Here is a 20,466-nt window from a genome sequence, read left to right as displayed (position 1 = left end):
ACCCGACCACGACCGGGGCACGCGGGCTCCGGTCCTCTCCACGACAGGAAGGCCAACCGCATGACGGAGACATTCGAGCTCCGGAGCATCGCGACCGTCGTGGGCGGGCGTAAGGAGCCCACCGACGACTTCTGGGGCGGAACCCAGTCCGTCATCCGGCTCCACCCCGAGTACCCCGTCGAGACCCTCCAGGGCATCGAGGAGTTCAGCCATCTCACGGTGGTCTTCCACTTCCACCTGGTCCGCCGGGCCGAGGAGCACATCGGCGTCCGCAGCCCCCGGAACAACCCCGACTGGCCGGAGACCGGCACCTTTGTACACCGCAACATGCGCCGCCCGAACCGACTCGGCCTCGCCTTCCCCCGCCTGCTCAAGGTCGACGGGCGCGACCTGCACGTCACCGACCTGGACGCCGTCGACGGCACCCCGGTCATCGACCTCGCGCCCTGGTTCAACGAGTTCGGACCCCGAGGGGAGGTACGGCAACCGAGCTGGCCCACCGAGATGCTCCAGGACTACTGGAAGACCCCGGAGCAAGGCTGAACGAGAGTGCCGCCTTCGTGTCCGAACCCGGAGGCTGAGTGCGTTGATGCACGTACACGTGCCCTGGCATCGCCGCCGGGCAGCCGCCTTTGAAGAGGGTGCGAGGGTGAAGGACTGCGGTGCCTCGGCCATGCCGGGGCCCCCTGCCGGACAGTGACGTACCCACACCGGGAGCGCAGGGCGCTGAGCAGTGGTCATGTCATGTATATCCAGCTTGTAAGGGCCGGGCAGATCGTTCCATGAGCCGCGTAGGTGACGCACGCTTGCGCTTGCCGCCACTGCCGACATGTACAGCCCCTTGGCCTGTACCGCAGTCAGGGTTTTCGTCCGCTGCTCAGCGGCGCTTTGGAAAGGCCCGTGCGCAGATCTGACGTAGTCGAAGAGAACCGCTTCGGCGAACATGCCTTCGAAGCGGGCAAGCGGTGGAACTCCGTGCACACCTTTCTCAACTGCGAGCGGATTGGAAAACGCACACAGACCGCTTCGCAGGGAGGGAAGCTTGCACCCCGTCGAGGTTGACGCCTTCGCCTGCCCTGAGACCGACAGCTCCCCCAGGCCGCGGCTATCCGCTCGCAGGAAGCGCGCCGGGGAGCCACTCTGAGGTGCGTGTGGCGAGGTCCACATGGCTGCGTTCTCCTCCCTCGGCGTGCGATCCCGGGCACCGGTCGCCATCCCCTTTGACGGCCGGCAATTGCCTGCGGAGGCAAGTCCGGGGGATGACTGCTTTCACCAGAACAACAGCGATGACCATCTCCGAGACAGGGGTGATCCCCGTGATCTTTGAGAACATTGAGCCGCGAGTGCGAAAATCTGCGAATTCGCACCAGGGGCAGATCGGCTGCCCTATCGTCCAAGCGTGAGGACTTCGAGCAGCACCGCACCGAGCGATCCTTGCGCTTCGGGGGATCAGCACATGAATCACACACTGGCGGAAGCCCTTCGCCATGCTCAGTGGTCACCGCGCGAGTTCATGCGCGCGCTCAACCCAAGGCTGACAGCGGTCGGTGAACAAGCCCTCCACCTCACCACGCCCCAAGGTTGGCTCCGAGGAGGCCGCCCCCGATCCCAGACAGTGCGCCGCTTGGCCGCCGCTGTGCTCGCCGAAGCCACTGGCACCCCCTACACCGAGGCAGATTTATGGGGAGACCAGCAAGCAGGCTCCGCAGAAGACAAGGTCTCCACTAGCGGTCTGCTCGGACGGCGCCCGCTGAACGACATCTTGGACACAGCCACTGCGTGGACCACCGCCGACCCACGTGAGCAAGCCGCCTTCCGTACCGCTAGCGAGGCGGAGTTGTTCAGCGCGGTGTGGGATGCCGCTCATCAGCCTCCCCCACCAGCGCGCCCAGGCCCCGGGAAAGAGCAAGTCCTTCCACCACTGATGGATGTCCTGGAAGGTCACCTGCGTGACCTCCGCCGCCTGGACGACACCGCTGGAGGCGGTGCTCTCTCCCAGCGCTACGTGCGGACCGAGTTGATCGGCGCCCTTGATCTGCTGCGCAACAGCCGCTACACCCCCGACATCGGTGTTCGCCTGCTGTCCTTGGCTGGCGGTATGGCTCAACTCGCCGGCTGGATGGCCTTCGACGCCGATCTCACCGCCGCCGCTCAGCGCTACCAGCTCCTGGCCATCCGCCTTGCTCGCGCAGCCGACGACACCAACTCCGTCGCGAACGTCCTGGGTATGCTCGCCTACCAGCACGCGGCCTCTGGCAAGCCCGCAGCGGCACTCCGCTATGCGGAAGCAGCCGTCGAGCACACGGCTCGCAGCCTGCCGATCGTCCGTGCCCGCGCCCTGGGCCGCCTGGCCACAGCCCATGCCGCCGCCGGCGACATCAATGCCTTCCGATCCGCAACGGACCGCTGCCGTGAACTCCTCGAACACCGTAGGGGCGACGACTGCCCCCCGGCCCTGTACTACTTCACTGCCGAACAGGTCGCCGCAGAGTCCGGCCACGCCCTTGTGGAACTCGCCACAGCCAACCCTGGTAAAGCACGACGTCTTCTTGCCGAAGCTACCGAGAAGCTCTCCCCGCTCGCCGACCATGGACCAGCCAACGGCTTCAAGCGCTCCGCGCTGCTCCACGGCATCCACCTCGCCCGCGCCTACCTGCTCACTCGTGACATTGAGGCCACTGCCAGCACCCTGCTCCGTCTCGCCGACAACGTGCCCGATGTCCAGTCGATCCGCTGCCGCACTCTGCTCGATCAGCTACAGCGCCATATCCGCTCCCGCGTCCATTCTCCCGCCGCCGCGGATGCGCTTTCAGCAGTGGACAGGGCACTATCGGCTCCATGACGCATCTCGGCCCTGCGCCATCTCGCTCACGGTCCACTCATCTCTTGACGGCAGTCCCTTACAGCCATCCCGAAGCACGGCGCCTCACCCGAGCACTCCACACAGAACAGACCGCTATCTACGGATTCGCCGATGACCCCGACGACACCCCTCGGGAGGCCTTCACGCCGCCGCGTGGACTGTTCGTCATAGCTCACCGCGCCCATGTGCCAGAGGCCGTCGGCTGTGGCGGGTGGCGCCTTCTGGATCCAGAGACGGCGGAAATCAAAAGGATGTACGTAGCGGTCTCAGCCCGCGGCGGGGGGTTGGGGCTGCACATCCTGGAGCACTTGGAAGAGCAAGCTGCGGCATGCGGTGTGAAGCGTCTCGTACTGGAGACGGGTGTTCGGAACGAGGCTGCTCTCGCTCTGTACCGGCGTTGCGGGTACGGCCCCAGCCCGTCCTATGTCCCGGGACGGGACATGGCGATCAATCGCGCCATGAGCAAGAAGCTGCCCTGCTCTGCATGAAGAAGACTTCGGGAGGCGTCCTTATCTGGCGCAATGCGGGGGATGTCCTTGCCTGGTCTGTTGCTCACTGTCGTGCCCGCTGGCGTCCCGCAGAGCTAGAGACAGACGGATCATCTCGGCGACCTGCCGGACCCAGGCTTTGCTCATGCCGTGCTTGTCGCCGAACACGGCCGCTTCGGCGGCGGCCTCCTGGGAACCGTCCAGGGGGCGGGCGAGGATGCTGCGGACGGTGAACCGAATACACCGATCTGCTGATGCGATGACGGCTGGCTGCCAGGCGGCGGGAGACAGGGATGCGGGAGCACGGCGGCGTCCGTCAGGGGAGGTTCAGTGATGCTGTGGCGGTGCCGTCCGGCATGACAGTCAGCCCGTACCGGGCAACGCTCGGCCGACCAGCCGCCTCCCATGACCGGTGCGCGACTTCCACCTCGTCCCACAGCCGGCGCGGCCCGTGCTGAGACACCCGGAAGGTGTCGGTCTGGTGGCCGTCGTAGTCGACGGTCGCCCAGGAGGTGGCGTCGTCGTCGGCCAGCCACAGCATCGCGCGGCGCTGCCGCAGCGTGTGGATCTCCTCGAGCCGGGGTTCGCCGCGCCGGTGCTTGGGAGTGATGGCCTGCCGCTCCCACAGCACGCCCCAGGAGTCGCGGTCGTACGGCGTCTCGTCCGCGAACGCCAGATGCTCCGGGCCCGCCCCGATCCGCCAGCGGACAACGGGCGGAGTGGTGAAGCGCCGCGGGACCAGGCGGTGGTGACGGCTTCGGTGCGGCCGGCTCCAGCCAGCCAGTCCAGGGGGAGGTAGCCGTCGACGATCAGCGCGAGGCCGGACACCTCGGCGTGCCCGTCGGCAGCGCCGTCCTGGCCGGCGCACACGAGTGGTCCGACGATCAGGGCGTCATCTGCCACGGCGAGTGGTGCCTGTCGGCGAAGCTCACCATCGGCTACGAGTACGAACTCTGACGGCCGGACACGGCGCCCCGCAGGTGCGGGGCCAAGGCGCTCGAAGCTCTACCGAGAGCCATCCCCGCCAGTGCGGGGACCACGTTCCTGCCGAGGCAGAAGAACGGAACATCCCCGCGAGTGCGGGGAGCACTCCGCTTGCGCAGAGAGACCGCTCATCGCCGTAGGCGACAGGCGGGTCACCCCCGCTTGCGCGGGGACAAGGAGCCGATCAGGGGAACGACCTGAGCCCTCATCGGTCCACCCCCGCAGGTGCGGGGAACACGATCGTTCAGGTGCTTGGTGAACGGATTATGTGGGTCCACCCCCGCAGCGACGGGGACACGGACAGCATGCCACAGCCAGCACTCTGTCCGCAGTCACTCGGCCGGGTGGCCGCTCAGTGGACTGGAACCAGTCCGAGGGTGAACTGCCCGCTGTTCATGCTCTGGTCGGAGTGGTCCTCGACACCGACTGCTGGGCGCATCGGCAGGTAGGTGAGCATCAGCACGAGCTCGCCTCGGCGCTGCGCGACCTGCCGCAGTTCGGTGCTGCCCGGGTGCTGGACGTGCTCGCCGTTGGGGAACCGCAGATCGATCCACCCGTCGGTGAAGGTGACGTGGGTGTCGGCGGCCAGCTTCTCTGTCATCGTGCGCGGACGGGGGTTGAGGCCCAGTTCGCGTGCCACGGCCTGCATGGCGTCGGCGGTCGGGGCGCCGAGCGATCCGTTGCCGGGGGTGCCCAGGTACAGGAAGGCGATGTCGTCGCCGTTGCGTGGGTCGGTGCCGATCCAGCCGGACATGATGAGCTGGCCGAAGCGGCCGCCGAGCGGGGCGTTCACAGGGCCTGCTCCTTGCGGGTGGTGCTGGTCTGGCGGAGCTTCTCCGCCCAGCGGCGGTCGGCGTTCAGGTCGCGCTGCCGGTCGGCGATCTCCTCGTCCAGGACGTCCAGGCGGCGGGTGCGGCTCTCCGCCGCTGCTCGTTCCCGGAGGTCGGGGAGGATGTCGTCGCCGGCGTTCGGCAGCACGTTGTCGACGTGGTCCATGCAGACGCTCGTGGACAGGCGCCGGCCGATGCGCTCGTTGTGGCACCCGGCGGTCACGCACAGCCGGGTGAACCGCAGGTCCTCCTCGATGAGGTAGCGCAGCACGCCGTGGACGACGACGACCGGGGCGTCGTCCCACACCTCCTCCAGGGCGACCGAGCACTGCGGGAGGTCGGGGAGCAGACCGAGGGACATGTCGATGCGGTCCTCGTCCACGGTGGCGGCGACGCGAGCGGCTCCGGCAAGGCTGATGGGGGTGCCGGCTCCATCAGGTGTGGTGAGGGTGGCGGTGCCGCCGGCGGCGGCGGTGATCAGGTCGGCGAGGTTCATGAGGGCTGTCCTTCGCTGGAGTGGCGGGCGGGGTGTTCAGCTGCGCGGCTCGGCCTTCCACGTGCCGTCCAGGAAGGCGTCGATGGTCTCTACCTTCCACTGCGGGGTGCGGCCGACGTAGCGGTCCGCCTGCGGCGCCTGGCCCCGGGTTTTGGCCGTGTAGGCGCTCCAGGTGGACACCGAGATGTCCCGGCCTCGGGCCCGCATGTACGCCAGCACCTCGTCCCGCGTCAGATAGCGGTCGTTCTTCGCGGCCTCGAGGGAGGGGACCGGTGTGCGGGGGGACGCGCCGAGGACGTGCCAGCCCAGCGGGATCTTCCGCGCCTCCCGCTCCAGCCACTCCACGGCGGTCATCTTCGAGGTGGCCGGGAACGTCGACCAGCCGCGCCACGGCCGGCGCTCGGGCTGGCTGGCCTGCTCTTCGGTGTACCAGTGGTGCCAGTCGGGGTTGCGGTCGCGGATCGGGTCGTCGGACTCCACCCAGATGTCCAGCGGCTGGCTGCCCGGGCACTGGGCGATGGCCTCGGCCAGTGCCCGCGCGCGGGGGGTGAGCTGGTCCAGGTCGACGTCCTCGCGGTAGCCGGAGACGGTGTACGGCTCGGCTCCCTCTCCGGTGGAGTCCGGGCGCCAGTCGGTGGCGTCGGTGCGCAGGTTCAGGCTGACGATGGTGGGCATGGCCGGGGGTTTCCTTTCAGCGGCCGAGCTGAGCGGCGGTGCGGCGGGCGGTGGCGAGCTGGTCGTGGGCGAGGGCGGTATCGACGGTGGGGTCGGCGGCGGCGCGCTCGAAGGCGTTGGCGGCGGCCAGGGCGGCGTTGCGGCCCCGGCGGGCGCCGCTGGTGCGGTCGCGGTGGCCGCCGATGCGGTCGGCGGGGTGGCAGTCCTTGGCCGGGGTGAGGCGGGCGTGCAGGTCGCGGGCCTCGGCGGCGAGCGCGGTGTAGTCGGCGGAGCCGGCGGCGGGCTTCTCCCACAGCTGGGTGCGCAGGCGCTCAGCGAGGTCCAGGACGGTGTCGACGGGGAGGCCCTTGGTGCCCTGGTAGTGGGCGGCCAGGCGGCCGTCGTCACGGGTGGCGATCATCGCGGAGCCGATGTCCCGAGGCTTGTCGGCGATGACGATGGAGGCGCCGGAAAGGACTTCAAGAGTGTGGAGGCGGTCGCCCTCGTCGGTGATGGCGTCGATCTGGCCGGCGAGCAGCGGGGCGAGGCCGCGGACGGTGGTGAGGGTGACGCCGTTGCGATCGCGGGTGCGGACCTTGGGGGTGATGACGGTCGGGGTGCGGCCGCTGGGGTAGGTGACGGTGTAGGTGGCGGTCAGGTCGATGTGCGGCACGGCGGTCTCCTTGCGGGTGCGGCGGGCGCCGATGGCGATGCGGTGGGCGAGGGAGGCGGCGTCGATGACCCACCGGCCGGCGGTCTTCACGGCGGTGACCACGCCGCGGCGGCACCAGATGCAGATGGTGGCGGCTGCGGCGGTGTTTATCGCGGGTTCCTCCCTCTCGACACCCCGAAGCTACAGCCTCACGCTGTACAGTGTCAAGCTGTACGGAGTTGTCAGGGGAAACCACAAGGAACACCTGGGCGGCTGAAGCAGCCGCGACCGACCGGCGAGACCCCGCCTGTTCCCCGGGCGAGGCCTCGTGCTACTCACCGGCCCGTTCGGCCGGCGGTCACCCCAGCGCGGCGGTGACTGAACACACCGATCCGCTGATGCGATGACGGCTGGCTGCCAGGCTGCGGGAGACAGGGATGCGGGAGTGCGGCGGCGTCCGTCAGGGGAAGTTCAGCGATGCTGTGGCGGTGCCGTCCGGCATGACGGTCAGCCCGTACCGGGCAACGCTCGGCCGACCGGCCGCTTCCCATGACCGGTGCGCGGCTTCCACCGCATCCCACAGCCGGCGCGGCCCGTGCTGAGACACCCGGAAGGTGTCGGTCTGGTGGCCGTCGTAGTCGACGGTCGCCCAGGAGGTGGCGTCGTCGTCGGCCAGCCACAGCCGGGTGTGCGCCGCGTCGGTCTCGGTATCCCAGGAGTGCCACACATCCGGTACGGCCAGGCCGATCGCGAACAGGGCGTCAAGGTCGTTGCCGGCCACCGCCCAGGGCGAGATCGTGGTGTGGGAGACCTGCGGGACCTGCCCGGCGCGGAGCACGTCCCGACCCAGCTCGATGCCGGAGCGCTGGCCACGCATCACCATGTAGGAACCGAACGGCGCGAACGGGCCCGAGGCGCTGCCGTCCGGGTGCCGGGTCAGGGTGAGCGTGCCGTATCCCACCCATGCGGTGTTCCACGGGATGACGAGCCGGCCCCCAGGCCGGGTCTGCTCCAGCCAGGCGGGCGGTACCGCCCGCACCGCGCAGGTGGAGATGATCCGGTCGTACGGACCGCCTGCCGCCCAGCCCTGCGCGCCGTCCGCGCATCGCACGGTGGGGGCGTGTCCGGCCGCGGCAAGGTTCGTGCGGGCCTGGGCGGTCAGTTCCGAGTCGATCTCGACGGAGACCACACGCTCGCTGCCCAGTCGGGCCGACAACAGCGCGGCGTGGAACCCGGTACCGGCGCCGATCTCCAGCACCCGCATCCCATCGCCGAGTTCGGCCTGCTCCAGCATCCGGATCATCGTGCTCGGCGCGGAAGCCGACGAGGACGGCACCTGGTATCCGTCCTCCTCCTCGGTGAACTGGACGACCAGCGGCGCATCCGAGTACGCGGCCGCCCACCATCGCTCGGGATCGCTGCCGCGGTCGCACGGGGCGTATCCGCCGTTGCCGTCCCGCAGCCACAGCACCTGCGGCAGGAACAGGTGTCTGGGGGCAGCGTGCAGCGCCTGTTGCCACTCTGCGGGCACCGGGTGCCCCAGCGCTTTGGTGATCTCGGCCGCCAGCCCGTCGTTCCTGCTGTTCGCCGGGGGCGACAGCGCGGTGTGCGATGTCACTCCTCGTCCGATTCCGGCTGGGGCGGTGCAGGAGTCGGCTCCGCCGGAGGGATCGGACGGCCGGGCTGGTGGCCGTCGTCCCCGACCGGAGAGCGGTGCTTACCCATGAGGCGCCTCCCGATGGTCAGTCCGATCCTCCAGACCGTAACGTGACGGATAGCTCAAAGAGAGAAGCTTTCCGTGACTATGGCTGGAATCCGTCGTGAAGGCCGCGCGCCTTGAGCGGCCGGATCTCAGACGGCATGAGAGGTCCTTGCGGCGCCGGGGTTCTGGTCACGCGGCTAGGCGCTGGTGTTCGCGCTGTCCTGGAGAAGCCGCAGGACTTCGTCCCGCAGGCCGGGCGCGGCTGTGATGGTGGCCGTCGATGTCATCTCGTGCGGTCGGCCAGCAGTGTCCATGGTGTGGGCGCCGGCTTCGCGGGCGATGGCGATGCCAGCGGCCGTGTCCCAGGGGTGGTTGCTCAGGGCGATGCTCGCGTCGAGCCGGCCTGAGGCTACCCATGCCAGGTCGATGGCAGCGGAGCCGAGCATGCGTACGCGCAGGGCGCGCTCAGCGAGCAGCTGGGTGATCTTCAAGCGCTGCCGGTTGTGCTCCGCGGCCCTCTCACCGACGGCGTAGTCGCCGACTGCCACGATGGCCTCGTGCAGCCGGGTTGTGCGGCTGGGCTGGATGCGCTGTCCAAAGCGGTAGGCGCCTTGGCCTTCGGCGGCTTCATAGCGGTCTTGGAGGAAGGGTAGATCGATCACGCCGAGGACGGCGGTGTCGTTGCGGAAAAGTCCGAGGGAGATGCCGCACAGCGGGATGCCGCTGACGAGGTTGGCGGTTCCGTCGATCGGGTCAAGGGACCAGGTGAGGTTGCCGAGGCGCTGGCCGCCCTGTTCTTCTCCCAGGAACCCGATCTCGGGAGTCTCGGTGTGCAGGAAGGTCCGCACTCGCTCCTCCACCGCCAGGTCGAGTTCCGAGACCATGTCCCGGTCGCCTTTGGCGGTCACCGTGCCGACCGCCTTCTGCGAGACGATCGCGGCGGCATGGTCGACGGCCTGGTTGGCGATGTCCAGCAGTGCGCGCAGGTCGGTCACTGGTCAAGCCGCCTTTCCCAGAGCGTTGAGAAGATCTGGTCGAAGGTGGCGTACAGGCCGCCTGACACTCGGCGCTTGCGGATGAGGAAGGTAGGGGAGTCGACACCGCGGACGTCCGGCAGGTAGGGCTGCGCTACGCAGAGCTGGCCGTCGATGAGGAGCACGTTGAAGCGGATCGGCTCGTCGTACACGCCGATCTCGAGCCTGCCCTGCGCCGCGGGGGAGAGCCGGTCGTAGACCCGTTCCTGCAGGATGGTCAGGTTCATGGCCGTGAGCGCGGAGAGTCGGCCCGCGGGGTAGCCCTCCTCTTTCTCGCGTTCTGCGATGTAGCGGCCGTCCGGCTTGAGGAAGAGACAGCGCAGGCTCGTCCCGTCCTCGATGATCTCTCTGAGCCGGGCTTCGGAGTAGGTCTGACACAGAAGGTTCAGGCTGAGGCCGCAGGCCCGGATCTCGCGTGCGTCGTCCAGCAGCTCGGATGGTGACAGCTTCGCCTGAAACTCGGAGCGGCTGGCGAAGACGCCTGCAAGGTCGGCGAACTGGTCGCCCACGATCTGGGTGAGCGCATCGTGCGGCTCGCCATCGGTCAGACTCCTCGGCGTCTGCCGGACGATCAGTTCCGCTGCTACGAGTACGTCGCCGGGCGGTACGGAGTCGGTCTCCCAGGCCCTGACCGTGTCAGGTCTGACCGGCCAGCCCAGCATGGTCGACAGCAGGTGCGCGAAGTCCTCGTAGGACAGGCCCTTGGCCGCCCGTGCCTGGGCCAGTTGTCCACGCGCGATGCTCTGCAGGTCGGGCCGGTAGGTCTGGCGGCCGTGGAGCGGGACGACGGCTGCGCTTTCGGATGACAAGGACGAGTCCCCCTGGTTCGGAAGGCCAGCTACGCGCCGGCGGCCTGGTCGCCGTGCGTGTCGGTGGCAGCGGGCTGGATGTGGTGCGGGTACGGCTGGCCCGTGCGCCCGTACAGATCGATGAGATGGGCCTGCAAGGACGCCACGTGCTTCTTCATCTCGTTGAGTTCGGCCCGCAGCGCGGCAATTCCGTCGGCGTTGGTGGTCTCCAGATCGCCGACTCGCCGCTCCAGGTTGGCGAAGCCCTCGGCGAGGCGCTCAAGGGTCGCCTGCTCACCGCGGGCTGTGTCGGGCTTGGCGTGGACGAAGACGCCCTTGCCTGACTGGCCGTACAGCAGGCCCTCACTGCGGAGCTCGTTGACCGCGCGGCGCACCACCGTGACCGAGACGCCGTACTCCTCCTGCAACTTGCTCGTCGACGGAATGGGCTCCCCGACCTTCAGCTCGCCGTCCGCGATCTTCCTGTGCAGGTCGTCCCGGACTCTGCGGTACTCGGGCTGGCCGAGAGTCTCGCCCACTGTGCGCCTTTCTAGTGCGTGGTCCTTGTGCACATGGATGTGCAAGCTGCACCTAGTGCAGCACACGCGACACGGGCCTACCAACCGAACGGGCTGTTCCGCCATCAGATTCCTCCTTGACAACCTTGTGCACATGGTTGAACCTTGTGCACAAGGTAGTTCATGGCTCGGCTCGCCGCCGAACCAGCGTCACCGAGGAGACGGCCCCAGGCCGATTCCGCATCGGGAGCGGGCAAGGCCCCGCCCTACGCCCTGGCCAACCGCCGGGGCGGCTATCCGCCCGGAGGGCCCCGGTCACGGCCGGGGCCTGAAGGAAGCGGCCGCACCTTGAGAACTCCACAGCGTGATCCACCGCATCACGACGGCCGCGAACACCGGCCGAGGCGGGTGGAGACCAGCCGGCCGAGAAAAGGCATCCGCCTACGACGTATCGCGCAACCGGCTTGAAAGAACGGTGCGGCATACCTTCTGCTGCCACGACCGCCTGGGACTGGCCTCCTCGGGCGTGAGCGGCCCGCGCCGACTGAGGTCAACGCGCGCTGGAAACGCGCACCGGTTCACCAGTAACCGCGGTCGCCGACGCCTGCCCTGACGGTGGGCGCCGACGGCCGCGGCCACTCGTGACACCCCAGACCGCCAGACCCTGCTCAGCCCCAACGGCGACGGCCCCGGGAGGCACCCCGGGGCCGCTGTCGGTCGACCCCATCGCGAGAGAGGACCCCGACCGTGACTTCCAGCATGGCATCCATCCAGCTGAACACCGCACAGGACGACGACACACCGCACGACCCGATCATTGAGGAAGCGCTGCGCCGCGTGCTCGCCGGCAAGAGCGGAGGTGCGCGGTGACCGGCCCGACGGCGTACGGAACCGGACCCATGGTCACCGAGCAGCCGAAGCCGCAGCATGACGGCCTCGACCTGGAGATGCAGATACGCGCGGGCACGCTCTTGGCGCATATGGCCGTCGGGCCCGAGGTCCTCAGCGGTCTCCGCGCTGCCACCGTCCAGGTCCTGCAGGACGCCGGTATCGCCGCAGAGACCGCGCACACCGCGCAGTTGGTTCTCTCCGAACTTGTCGGCAACGCTGTGCGGGCCTGCGGCGACGGCGCTCCGCTCATCGTCGAGGTCCGCGCCGACGCCGGTCGTGTCAGCGTCAGCGTGACCGACCCCGACCCCGACCACCTGCCCCAGCCGGGCGCGGTCCGGCTGGACAGCGCGGACGCGGAGTCCGGTCGGGGCCTGTCCATCGTTGGTCTGCTGTGCGAGCACATCGGCATCGACGTCATCGCCGTCGGCAAGCGGGTCCGCTGCCTGATCGCCTCCTAGCCGTTCCCCGAGGCCGGGGCGGGAGAGGCAGGTCAACCGCAGCCAGCGGCCGCGATCACCGGCTTCCGCCCCACCCGGGCCATCAGCACTACCCCACTGTCAATCCCTCCCTGTGAACGAAAGGGCACCCTCATGGACTTCCGCCACCGAGCCTCGTGCCGGGAAGAGGACCCGGAGCTGTTCTTCCCCATCGGCAACACCGGCCCCGCGCTGCTGCAGATCGAGGAGGCCAAGGCCGTCTGCCGCCGCTGCCCCGTAATGGAGACCTGCCTGCAGTGGGCCTTCGAGCACGGCCAGGACCACGGCGTGTGGGGCGGGCTCAGCGAGGAAGAGCGCCGCATCATGCGGCGCCGCGCCGCCCGCTGGCGGGCCCGGAACGCCTCGGCCTGACCAGCGTACCGCCGTAGCCGGAGGCGAAGCCCTCTGGCGCCCCGCGCTCTTTGCGGGCATGGCCCTGACCCGAACCCCTCCAGCAGAGGAGCTCGAACGGTGTCCCACCCCACCGACGCATTCTGCATCCCCCCACAGCCGGAGCAGGTTGCACCAGCACCCCCTTGCCCGCTGATCGCCCAGTCGGGGGCAATCGCTGCTGCCGTCTCCCCCGAGGCGATTGCCCTCGCCGCTGAGGCTGCGTCCGCGCACGTCTCCGCCCTCTGCGGAGGTGACCGCTGATGCCGTGCCTCGCCGGCCGGGTTGCCGAGGCCGGCGTGGTTCACGGCGGCGTGGTGCCCGATGGCGCCCCGGGCCAGGAGCGGAACCTTCCCGGGGCAGGGGGTACGGCATGACAGCCGACGTTCCGTTGCCAGACCCCATTTTCCCCAGCCTGGAGGAGTTTGTGAGGCTGGCCGGAAACAGCCTCACCGCTACCTCTCCGGCCGCCCGCCGTACTGAAGCCGTCGCGGCCGCCCGCGCCTTGCTGGCCGAAGCCATCGGGCTGCCGTTGAAGGACCTGACGCCCGACGAGCTGGTCACGGTGGTCTTGCACTTGCGGGCCGGGCTGGCGCGTCTGCTGGCCGCGGTGGCCCCGGCTGCGGTGGCGCATCACCAGCCTCCTGAGGAGGAGGACGACACTCTGATCGCCAGCCTGTTCCACCTGCTCGGCGACACCGCCGGTTTGGCGGCCGAGGTCGACGTGCACGTCGGCCGCCCGCTGCCGGCCTCGCGCCTCAGCGCTCTCATCCACACGATCCGCACACCAGACCTGCAGGTGATCGGCGACCAGGTGGAGGCGACCGGTATCTGCGGCAGCTCCACTGTCCACATCACCGCTGCGGCGACCAACGATCGATAACGCCGCACCACCTCCATGGGCCCGCGGCCCAACAGATGCGCTGGCTGCGCCCAACAGCCCTGCGACCAGAGACGAAAGAGACAGCACGCAATGCCGCTGGACTTCCGCTTCGCCGATCCCTCCCAGCACGGCGGCACCGGACGCAGCCACTCCATGGAGTGTGGTCACAAGGACGCCCGTACCGCTGACCGGATGGGCTGGAAGAACCACAACAAGACCGAGGCGTCCCTGCTTGGTTCGTACCGGTCTGGCCGCAGGAGACGCACATGAGCACACCGCGCCGACCCCGCCTGGTGGCCGCCGGGCGGATCACCGGGAGGCACATGGTCCTATACCGCTTCGACGCGGGCACCGGCGCTGCCCTCCCTGCCGGCAAGGTCGGCACCGCGCTCGCGCCGGAGCGCGAGCACCGCGAGGCATCCCGCGGCCGGTCCCCGACCACCGCAGTGCTCCCCCGGCTTCCGGAGCGCAACGAGACGAAAGCAGGTGGTGCCCCGGCCACTGCACTGGAGTTGTCCTGATCAACCGGCCGGTCCCCGGCCACCGCAACGCGGGCCAGCCCTTCCACGGGCTGGCCCGCGTGTTTCATGTGAGAGGAGGCGCGGCGTGGCACGTCGCACCAAGACCAAGGCGAGGCAGCGGCCTTCCTCGCCCCGTCGGAAGGCGGCGCCCGCCATTGCATCGGCCGCGGAGCCGGCCGGGCCGACCGCAGCGACGACCTCGTTCCCGGAGGCCGACGAGCAGGTCGCCAACGACCGCGATCGGGCCGCCGACCTGGTGGGCGCCGCCCGCAACGAGGCCGCCGCGATGCGGGCGGATGCCCGCCGGGACGCCGAGAGGCACATGTGCCAGGCCCGTTCGCAGGCCGACCAGGTACTGGCCGACGCCGAGCAGCAGGCCGCGGACCTGATCAAGCGGGCTGAGCACAAGGCCCGTGAGGCAACGGACACAGCTACCGCGGCTGCGCGGCAGGAGGCTGCCCGGATCCGGGATGCCGCGCAGCACGAAGCAGACGTTCTTGTGGACCGCGCCCAGGCGCAGGCCGAGGCCCTCCGCGCAGAGGCTCAGGAGCGGGCCCGCCGCCTGGTGCAGGAGGCCGAGGACCGTGCCGAACAGGTGACCGCCGAGGCCGGGCGGGTACGTGAGGACGCCGACCGGACCGCTCAGCGGCTGCGGCGTGATGCCGAGACCGACGCCGACCGCATCCGCGCGCAGGCCCAGGAGACCCTTGAGGACACCAGACGGGAACTGGCCACGGCCAGGGACGAGATGACGCGTCTGCGGCAGCGCACCGAGGGGGATCTTCGCCGCCAGGCCGATCAGGCTGATGCGCAAGCCCGTGAGGTCATCGCCCGGGCCGAGGAGCGTGAGCGGGAGGCGGCCGCAGCCGTGGACGCCGCGGAGACCAAGCTCGCCGAGGCCGACGAGCGCTGGCGCAGAGCACTGTCGCGGACTGAACGGCGCCTGGAGCGCCGCCGGCTCCGGCAGGAGGCGCGCGACCAGCGCCGCAACGCGGCCCTCCGGCGCCGGGAGGCAGCCCGGCAGCGCCGGCACGAGCGCCGGTCAGCCCGCCCCACCTGGGGCAGCAGGCTGTCCAGGGCCGGGGCCTGGTTCCGACGCCTGGTGCGCAACCAGGCCCGGCGGGTTCTGGTCGGCGGGCCGATCCTGGCCCCGATGGCGGTGGCATGGTGGTCCCAGATGACCTACGCGCGCGAGGCCTTCGACTGGTGGACGATCTTCGCGCTCGGGTTCGCGGCCGCATGGGAGCTGACTACCGCGTTCACCGGCTGGATGTACCACCAGGCGCGGCAGGTGGGCGACTCCGGCCTGATCTACCGCGTCATGACCTGGGTGTTCGCCTCCGGTGCGGCGGGCATGAACTATGCCCACCACTGCGGGCCGGGTGGCGCGCCGACGCAGCCGGCGATCGCGTTCGCCACGATGAGCATCGTCGGCATGGTGCTGTGGGAGCTGTACGCCCTGCTGGTGCACCGCCAGTATCTGCGCGAGCAGGGGATGCTGCCCAGGCCGCGTCCCCGGGTGGGCCTGATCCGCTGGGTCCGCTACCCCCTCCAGTCCTGGACCGCCTGGTCGCTGATGATCACCGACAGCTCGCTGACCACCTTGGACCGGGCCTGGACCGCCGCCGCCCGGGAACTGCAGGTCCGGTCCGGGGACCGGACCGTGCAGCGGGCGGACCGGGCCGCACAGCGGTCCGGACTGGCGCTGCACCGCGTCGTCATCCCCCGCGTGCGGACCGGTGACCACGGTCCGGCGGCCATCCCCGCGGTCCACTCCATCTCCCCGATGGACCGGACCGGAACGGACACCGCCCGGTCCGCATCCGACCCGGACCGGAACGCTGCGGACCGGACCGACACCGGGTCGGCCCTGTCCCGCACCGGGCCGGACCGGACCGCTCCCGAGCCGGACCGCTCCCGGACCGGCGGAGCGGACCGCGCCGCCAGCCACGGTCCGGTGGACCAGACCGACGCCGCCCTGGACCGACCGCACGAGCCGGGCCAGGCACAGGACCGGGGGACCGCCCACCCGGCCCGGTCCAGCCAGCTCGGTCCGGACCGGGCCATCGGCGGAAGCGGACCGGGCCGGACCGAGGCCGCTCCCGGCTCCCGCCCGGTGGGCCGCACGGACCGGACCGCTGGGGCGGACCGCGGTCCGGCAGAGCGGACCGGCAGAGCGGACCGCCGGTCCGCTCTCCACGCCGGTCCGGACCGCGAGACCAACGGACCGGACCAGGTCCTGGTGGCCCTCACCAAGGTGGAGCGACGGGCGGTGGAACAGCTCCAGGCCGAGGGCAACAAGACACCGGGCAAGCGCGCCATCGCCCAGAAGGTCCGCGATCTGAAGGGCACCATCGCCTCCGACCGGGCCGGGGAGATCGCCAAGGCCCTGAAGGAGGACCGAGCGCCCGCCGGTGTCTGACCGCACGCGGCCACCGCGCCGCACGCCGCTCTGGCCGCCGCGCGGCGGCCAGAGCGGCCCCACCTCGCTCTCACCGCACCCCCTTTCCTTACAAAACAGCAGGTAAGAGACTTGTAGGTGGAGTAGGTGGCGCTGTAGACGGCCTCCACGGCCACCCACGTCACCCCCGGGGGAGAGGGGCTGACGGGCCCGCTCTGAGCCTCTGCCGCAGCCCGGTCACCCCGCCCTCCCGACACTGGCCCGCGCCGCCACACCCCACCTCGTCCCCCCTTTGTCATGGAGTCCCCATGTCTTCACACCTCCGTGCCGCCCGCCTTTCTCGACGCCTGCTGGAGGACCGCCGGACCGGCACCGCCGCGGGCTCTGTGTCCCACAGCGGACCGGCGGACGGTCCGCGGACCGGCAGTGAGACCACCGGCCCGGACCGGCAGACCGGTCCCGTCGACGACATCCGCGCCGTGCTCGGACCGCAGCTTCCCGACGGCTTCTCCTGGCACCTGCGGCCCTGCCCGGCGCCGGTCCGCGACGACCCGACCCAGCCCGGACCGGACGAGCTCCGGGCCCGAGATCTCATGCTCACCGCAATCGCCCGCTTCGGGTGGGAGAGGTACACCGCCACATGACCACCGACCAGAGGCAGACATCGGCCACAAGCGCCGACGGGACTCTGGCCACCCCCGCCGACATCTCGACCTCAGGCAGCGAGCAGACCACACCGGCCCCGGCCGGCGTGAGTCATGACGCCGTAGCTGATGGCAGGCACAACCCCAGCGAGCACGCTGCCGGAGAACCCATCACCGCACCTGCGACCCACCCAGCCGCAGCCACACAGGGCCGGAGTGCACCGTCCCAGACTGCCGAATCCCGTTGGTGGGACGACCTCTACTGGAGCCAGGACGCCGACCTGGACACCAACACCGGCAACCGTCCCGCCCAAAATCCTGCGGCCGGCCAGACTCAACACCCCGCAGCCGAGCCGGATCCCGGCCCGGCCCCGGCGCCCGTAGAAGACGGAGACGGCGAAGACGCCGTCTCCTCGGACGCCGACCACGCCAGCCTCGGTGAGGTGCAGAACGCCGACCCGACGTGGCAGCGCCCGTGGCAGCTCGTCCACAAAGAAGCCCCGCAGGCGCCGGTCGCTCCCGCCGGCACCATCGAGGCGGCCATTCGGTCGGCCGCGCTGGAGCAGTCCGGCTGGCACGTCAACCGCATCTGGTGGGTCCTGCGGTGGGGCACACCCGCGCTGCTGGGCTGGGGCTTCGGGCTCATCGCCCTGATCGGCGACCAGCTCGCCGGCTTCCACGGCAGAGCTGAGGCCTGGCTATGGATCATCGCCATCCCCGCGATCCCGTGCGGCCTCCTGGCCTGGAGAGCCCGCGCGTTCTGGCCCCCGCTCGGCTGGGTCTGCCGGATCCCTCTCGCAACCTTGATCGTCACCGCTGTTGTCCACACACCGGTCGAGCGCCGGGCCGATACAGAAAGACCTCACATGGACGGACACGTCGTCGTGCTCGCCGCCGACCTCGGCGGCGGCCTGAACCTGGGCACCATCACGGCTGCCGGCCTCGCGGCCATCATGACCGCTTTCTGCGTCCTCTACCTCAAGAGCGGCGGCAACAACAAGTACGTCCGCTGGGTCAACACCGAGATCCTCATCGTGCTCGGCTTCGCCTCCTCCTCCTTCTACGAATCCGCAGGATGGGTGGGACCTTCAAATCTCATCCTCCAACTGTCCAGCGCTCCGGCCGCCTCCTGGGGCTACGGAGCGCTGGCGGTGATCATCACGCTGTTCCTCTTCATGCGGAACCACTCCGACCTGCGCGCTGTGATCGGAGGCTTCACCGCCTCCACCCTGTTCGCGGCCGCCGGCGGCTCCTGGGCCTGGCCGGAGACGCTGCTGACCATACTCGCCCAGGCGATCGGGCTGGTGTAGCGCGGTGGAAGAAGTAGCAGCGGACAAGGCCGCGGCGAGCTCTACGGCGCCGACCGCAGAGCACCATGTCCCCTCACGCCCGGCTCGGCGGATCCGCCGAGCCGGGCGTGCCGCCCGCCGTGCCGGGACGGCTCTGCTGGAGATGCTGTGGGACAAGGACCTGGCCACGCAGCAGAAGACGGCCGCCGGAAAGGACCAGCCCAGGGAAACATCCCAGCCGAAGGGGTGGGGGGAGATCCTGCGGGAGCGGCCCTGGGCGCGCGCGGCGGCCCGCCTGGAGCGCGGCATGCTGCCCGCGATCGGAGAGGTCATCCAGCTCGCTCTGCCCCGGGGCGGAACCGCCAAGGAGAAGGCCGAGCACCTGGCCATGGCCGTCCTCGTGGCAGCCGCTGCAGGGTCGGCCATCGTGACCACACAGGAGTTGGGCATGCCGCTCCTGGTCGGCTTCCTCCTGTGGCGTGCCTGGGTGCGAGGTGCCCCCCAGAGGCCTTCCCCAGAGGCCGAAGAGGCGGTGGAAGAAGCCTCCGCCGACAACGGCTCACCCCCTGGTGATCACGATGGTGCGGGGGAGCAGCACCGGAACGAGCCGGTGCTGGACGGCGAGACCTGGCTGCGCAGGCACATCGAGTACAGCGTCGCCAGAAACCACGCCCTGGGCTTCAAGGGCATGCACCTGGTCGAAATCCTCACCACAGCCCAGGCGGACCACGACTGGCTCATCGGGTGGGATGTGGCCCAGCTGCGGAAGGAGTGCCAACGGCTCGGCATCCCCGTCAACAACGGCATCAACCTGCGGGGAAAGAACACCATCGGCATCCGTTACGACGAGCTCTCCGAGCACCTCGGCCGCAGCCCCCGACTGCCTCCTGAGCTGGTGCCCGACCGCACCCCGTCCAGGCTCTCCGAAATCACCGCCCCCACCCTGCGGAAGACCCTCACCGAGCCCGACCGCTGACCCCCTTCCTCCCCGGCTGGGGGCCGCCCCTGGAGGAGCCGCTCCGAGAGGAGGAACCGCACCTCCTCGGGGGCGGGCCCGCCCACGAGGAAAGGCCCGGGCCGAGGGCTGGGAACCAGCTCTCCTCCCCCGGGCCCCACCTAGCCTCTCTTTTCACCTACCTAACCCACCTACAAGGCTCTGACCTGCAATATCTACAACGCACCTACGCTCACCTACAACGGCGTGTAGGTGCCTTCGCGCAGGCCGAACCCCCGATTCGGGAGACGCCAAGCATTCCCTCTGGGCATCCTCTGAGGTAAAAGTCCCACCACCGCGAGGGTGCCGATGTACCGCTACACCTGCTCGAACCCCACCTGCCGACACCACCACAAGAGCGCAAGCCGGCAAGCTGCGCTGGATCATCAGATATGGCACCACCGCACGGCCCATCGGGAGGACGTACCGTCCACGGAATGGGTGTACTTCCGGCGCGAGCCGCAACGCCCCCGCCTTCACTATGTTTTGCTGCCCTTCGTCATTGGCTTCGTTATCCTGGTCGTCGACTGGTTCGAACGGCTTTTCCGGTAGACGAGGCTGTTGTGTCCGCAGCGAGCAAAGCTGCTCAGAAAACGGCCGCATCTCGGACCAAGGTGGCTCGCACACAGCCACACACCGATGGACGCCTCGCCAAGCGACTGGCGCCTCATGGCCACCGGAGCCATCGCGGTCATCGGCGCCATCACCGTCAACGGCCTGACCGACCTGGTCTTCGCACCGCTGCGCCGCCTGCTCGCCAAGGCCAACTCCACGGCCCGGAGCGCGCCCGCCCGCTCTGCCCCGCAGGTTCCGGCCACCTTGGCTGAGGGGCTGGCTCAAGTGGTCCACGCGGCCGAGGACGGCGCCGCATGCCGCGCCGCCAGCGCCGCGTTCCGCATCGACCAGGACGGCTGGCTTCGCTACCAGGCCGAGTAGGGTCAGTACAGCCGCAAGCACAGCTTCACTCT

23 protein-coding genes are annotated in these 20,466 nt (G+C 69.9%); 14 read left to right on the top strand and 9 right to left on the bottom strand.

All coding sequences use genetic code 11. The features are described from left to right. Positions 1-60 precede the first annotated feature (60 nt). The 3 genes from ACGRHY_RS27325 to ACGRHY_RS27315 all read left to right on the top strand — a co-directional run bounded on the left by ACGRHY_RS27325 (position 61) and on the right by ACGRHY_RS27315 (position 3,351). Positions 61-543 (top strand): SAM-dependent methyltransferase, encoded by a 483-nt coding sequence (locus tag ACGRHY_RS27325; RefSeq protein WP_394638318.1) that lies wholly within the window; start codon positions 61-63, stop codon positions 541-543. A gap of 913 nt (positions 544-1,456) precedes the next feature. After that, the gene (locus tag ACGRHY_RS27320) at positions 1,457-2,842 is read left to right on the top strand and encodes an NsdA family TPR-like regulatory protein (RefSeq protein ID WP_491630978.1); all 1,386 of its coding nucleotides are present in this window, start codon (positions 1,457-1,459) and stop codon (positions 2,840-2,842) included. Next, positions 2,839-3,351: a GNAT family N-acetyltransferase gene (locus ACGRHY_RS27315; RefSeq protein WP_394638316.1), complete on the top strand. Its 513-nt coding sequence runs from the start codon at positions 2,839-2,841 to the stop codon at positions 3,349-3,351. Before ACGRHY_RS27320 ends, ACGRHY_RS27315 begins: the two co-directional genes overlap by 4 nt. Before the next feature lie 316 nt (positions 3,352-3,667). Here the strand turns inward: ACGRHY_RS27315 and ACGRHY_RS27310 are convergent, their stop codons facing one another. Beyond that, complete coding sequence (locus ACGRHY_RS27310; protein ID WP_394638315.1) at positions 3,668-3,982, bottom strand: hypothetical protein; 315 nt, start codon at positions 3,980-3,982, stop codon at positions 3,668-3,670. Between the two features lie 203 nt (positions 3,983-4,185). Between ACGRHY_RS27310 and ACGRHY_RS27305 the strand changes: the two genes are divergently transcribed. Beyond that, a complete protein-coding gene (locus ACGRHY_RS27305; RefSeq protein ID WP_394638314.1) occupies positions 4,186-4,308 on the top strand; it encodes a hypothetical protein in 123 nt (40 codons plus the stop codon). 379 nt (positions 4,309-4,687) lie between these two features. Here the strand turns inward: ACGRHY_RS27305 and ACGRHY_RS27300 are convergent, their stop codons facing one another. The 8 genes from ACGRHY_RS27300 to ACGRHY_RS27265 all read right to left on the bottom strand — a co-directional run bounded on the left by ACGRHY_RS27300 (position 4,688) and on the right by ACGRHY_RS27265 (position 11,030). Further along, positions 4,688-5,128 carry a DUF5949 family protein gene (locus tag ACGRHY_RS27300; RefSeq protein ID WP_394638313.1) on the bottom strand — a complete coding sequence of 147 codons (441 nt, stop codon included), beginning with the start codon at positions 5,126-5,128 and terminating at the stop codon, positions 4,688-4,690. Further along, positions 5,125-5,661, bottom strand: a complete 537-nt coding sequence (locus tag ACGRHY_RS27295) for a hypothetical protein (protein WP_394638312.1) — start codon at positions 5,659-5,661, stop codon at positions 5,125-5,127. Before ACGRHY_RS27295 ends, ACGRHY_RS27300 begins: the two co-directional genes overlap by 4 nt. Before the next feature lie 36 nt (positions 5,662-5,697). After that, positions 5,698-6,336 carry a hypothetical protein gene (locus tag ACGRHY_RS27290; protein ID WP_394638311.1) on the bottom strand — a complete coding sequence of 213 codons (639 nt, stop codon included), beginning with the start codon at positions 6,334-6,336 and terminating at the stop codon, positions 5,698-5,700. A 16-nt stretch (positions 6,337-6,352) separates the two neighbouring features. Beyond that, complete coding sequence (locus ACGRHY_RS27285) at positions 6,353-7,090, bottom strand: hypothetical protein (protein ID WP_394638310.1); 738 nt, start codon at positions 7,088-7,090, stop codon at positions 6,353-6,355. 337 nt (positions 7,091-7,427) lie between these two features. Beyond that, positions 7,428-8,585 (bottom strand): methyltransferase domain-containing protein, encoded by a 1,158-nt coding sequence (locus ACGRHY_RS27280; protein WP_394638309.1) that lies wholly within the window; start codon positions 8,583-8,585, stop codon positions 7,428-7,430. A 281-nt stretch (positions 8,586-8,866) separates the two neighbouring features. Further along, positions 8,867-9,664, bottom strand: a complete 798-nt coding sequence (locus ACGRHY_RS27275) for an inositol monophosphatase family protein (RefSeq protein WP_394638308.1) — start codon at positions 9,662-9,664, stop codon at positions 8,867-8,869. After that, positions 9,661-10,512 carry a DUF5919 domain-containing protein gene (locus ACGRHY_RS27270; protein ID WP_394638307.1) on the bottom strand — a complete coding sequence of 284 codons (852 nt, stop codon included), beginning with the start codon at positions 10,510-10,512 and terminating at the stop codon, positions 9,661-9,663. Before ACGRHY_RS27270 ends, ACGRHY_RS27275 begins: the two co-directional genes overlap by 4 nt. A 29-nt stretch (positions 10,513-10,541) precedes the next feature. Then, positions 10,542-11,030: a winged helix-turn-helix domain-containing protein gene (locus ACGRHY_RS27265; protein WP_394638306.1), complete on the bottom strand. Its 489-nt coding sequence runs from the start codon at positions 11,028-11,030 to the stop codon at positions 10,542-10,544. A gap of 726 nt (positions 11,031-11,756) precedes the next feature. Here ACGRHY_RS27265 and ACGRHY_RS27260 point away from each other — a divergent pair. The 10 genes from ACGRHY_RS27260 to ACGRHY_RS27215 all read left to right on the top strand — a co-directional run bounded on the left by ACGRHY_RS27260 (position 11,757) and on the right by ACGRHY_RS27215 (position 20,434). Further along, complete coding sequence (locus ACGRHY_RS27260) at positions 11,757-11,879, top strand: hypothetical protein (RefSeq protein WP_394638305.1); 123 nt, start codon at positions 11,757-11,759, stop codon at positions 11,877-11,879. After that, positions 11,876-12,358, top strand: coding sequence for an ATP-binding protein (locus ACGRHY_RS27255; protein WP_394638304.1), 483 nt, complete (start codon positions 11,876-11,878; stop codon positions 12,356-12,358). The genes ACGRHY_RS27260 and ACGRHY_RS27255 overlap by 4 nt, the downstream gene beginning before the upstream one ends. A gap of 132 nt (positions 12,359-12,490) precedes the next feature. After that, complete coding sequence (locus tag ACGRHY_RS27250; RefSeq protein ID WP_394638303.1) at positions 12,491-12,748, top strand: WhiB family transcriptional regulator; 258 nt, start codon at positions 12,491-12,493, stop codon at positions 12,746-12,748. Positions 12,749-13,139: 391 nt separating this feature from the next. Next, on the top strand, positions 13,140-13,649 hold the full coding sequence (locus ACGRHY_RS27245) for a hypothetical protein (protein ID WP_394638302.1): 510 nt from the start codon (positions 13,140-13,142) through the stop codon (positions 13,647-13,649). Between the two features lie 266 nt (positions 13,650-13,915). After that, positions 13,916-14,170 carry a hypothetical protein gene (locus tag ACGRHY_RS27240; protein WP_394638301.1) on the top strand — a complete coding sequence of 85 codons (255 nt, stop codon included), beginning with the start codon at positions 13,916-13,918 and terminating at the stop codon, positions 14,168-14,170. Positions 14,171-14,255: 85 nt separating this feature from the next. Next, the gene (locus tag ACGRHY_RS27235; protein ID WP_394638300.1) at positions 14,256-16,592 is read left to right on the top strand and encodes a hypothetical protein; all 2,337 of its coding nucleotides are present in this window, start codon (positions 14,256-14,258) and stop codon (positions 16,590-16,592) included. A gap of 287 nt (positions 16,593-16,879) precedes the next feature. Next, a complete protein-coding gene (locus ACGRHY_RS27230; protein ID WP_394638299.1) occupies positions 16,880-17,215 on the top strand; it encodes a hypothetical protein in 336 nt (111 codons plus the stop codon). Then, positions 17,212-18,525 (top strand): hypothetical protein, encoded by a 1,314-nt coding sequence (locus ACGRHY_RS27225; protein ID WP_394638298.1) that lies wholly within the window; start codon positions 17,212-17,214, stop codon positions 18,523-18,525. Before ACGRHY_RS27230 ends, ACGRHY_RS27225 begins: the two co-directional genes overlap by 4 nt. A 142-nt stretch (positions 18,526-18,667) precedes the next feature. Beyond that, complete coding sequence (locus ACGRHY_RS27220) at positions 18,668-19,480, top strand: hypothetical protein (RefSeq protein WP_394638297.1); 813 nt, start codon at positions 18,668-18,670, stop codon at positions 19,478-19,480. Positions 19,481-20,137: 657 nt separating this feature from the next. Continuing rightward, positions 20,138-20,434 carry a hypothetical protein gene (locus ACGRHY_RS27215; protein ID WP_394638296.1) on the top strand — a complete coding sequence of 99 codons (297 nt, stop codon included), beginning with the start codon at positions 20,138-20,140 and terminating at the stop codon, positions 20,432-20,434. Positions 20,435-20,466 lie beyond the last annotated feature (32 nt).

Source organism: Streptomyces shinuiensis, assembly GCF_043660855.1.
Taxonomy (GTDB): domain Bacteria; phylum Actinomycetota; class Actinomycetes; order Streptomycetales; family Streptomycetaceae; genus Streptomyces.
This window is presented reverse-complemented; position numbering and strand designations above follow the sequence as displayed.

Coding starts and splice junctions, on each gene's coding strand:
- ACGRHY_RS27325 (WP_394638318.1), top strand. CDS start 61: ATGACGGAGACATTCGAGCTCCGGAGCATCGCGACCGTCGTGGGCGGG.
- ACGRHY_RS27320 (WP_491630978.1), top strand. CDS start 1,457: ATGAATCACACACTGGCGGAAGCCCTTCGCCATGCTCAGTGGTCACCG.
- ACGRHY_RS27315 (WP_394638316.1), top strand. CDS start 2,839: ATGACGCATCTCGGCCCTGCGCCATCTCGCTCACGGTCCACTCATCTC.
- ACGRHY_RS27295 (WP_394638312.1), bottom strand. CDS start 5,661: ATGAACCTCGCCGACCTGATCACCGCCGCCGCCGGCGGCACCGCCACC.
- ACGRHY_RS27290 (WP_394638311.1), bottom strand. CDS start 6,336: ATGCCCACCATCGTCAGCCTGAACCTGCGCACCGACGCCACCGACTGG.
- ACGRHY_RS27250 (WP_394638303.1), top strand. CDS start 12,491: ATGGACTTCCGCCACCGAGCCTCGTGCCGGGAAGAGGACCCGGAGCTG.
- ACGRHY_RS27245 (WP_394638302.1), top strand. CDS start 13,140: ATGACAGCCGACGTTCCGTTGCCAGACCCCATTTTCCCCAGCCTGGAG.
- ACGRHY_RS27240 (WP_394638301.1), top strand. CDS start 13,916: ATGAGCACACCGCGCCGACCCCGCCTGGTGGCCGCCGGGCGGATCACC.
- ACGRHY_RS27230 (WP_394638299.1), top strand. CDS start 16,880: ATGTCTTCACACCTCCGTGCCGCCCGCCTTTCTCGACGCCTGCTGGAG.
- ACGRHY_RS27225 (WP_394638298.1), top strand. CDS start 17,212: ATGACCACCGACCAGAGGCAGACATCGGCCACAAGCGCCGACGGGACT.
- ACGRHY_RS27220 (WP_394638297.1), top strand. CDS start 18,668: ATGCTGTGGGACAAGGACCTGGCCACGCAGCAGAAGACGGCCGCCGGA.
- ACGRHY_RS27215 (WP_394638296.1), top strand. CDS start 20,138: ATGGACGCCTCGCCAAGCGACTGGCGCCTCATGGCCACCGGAGCCATC.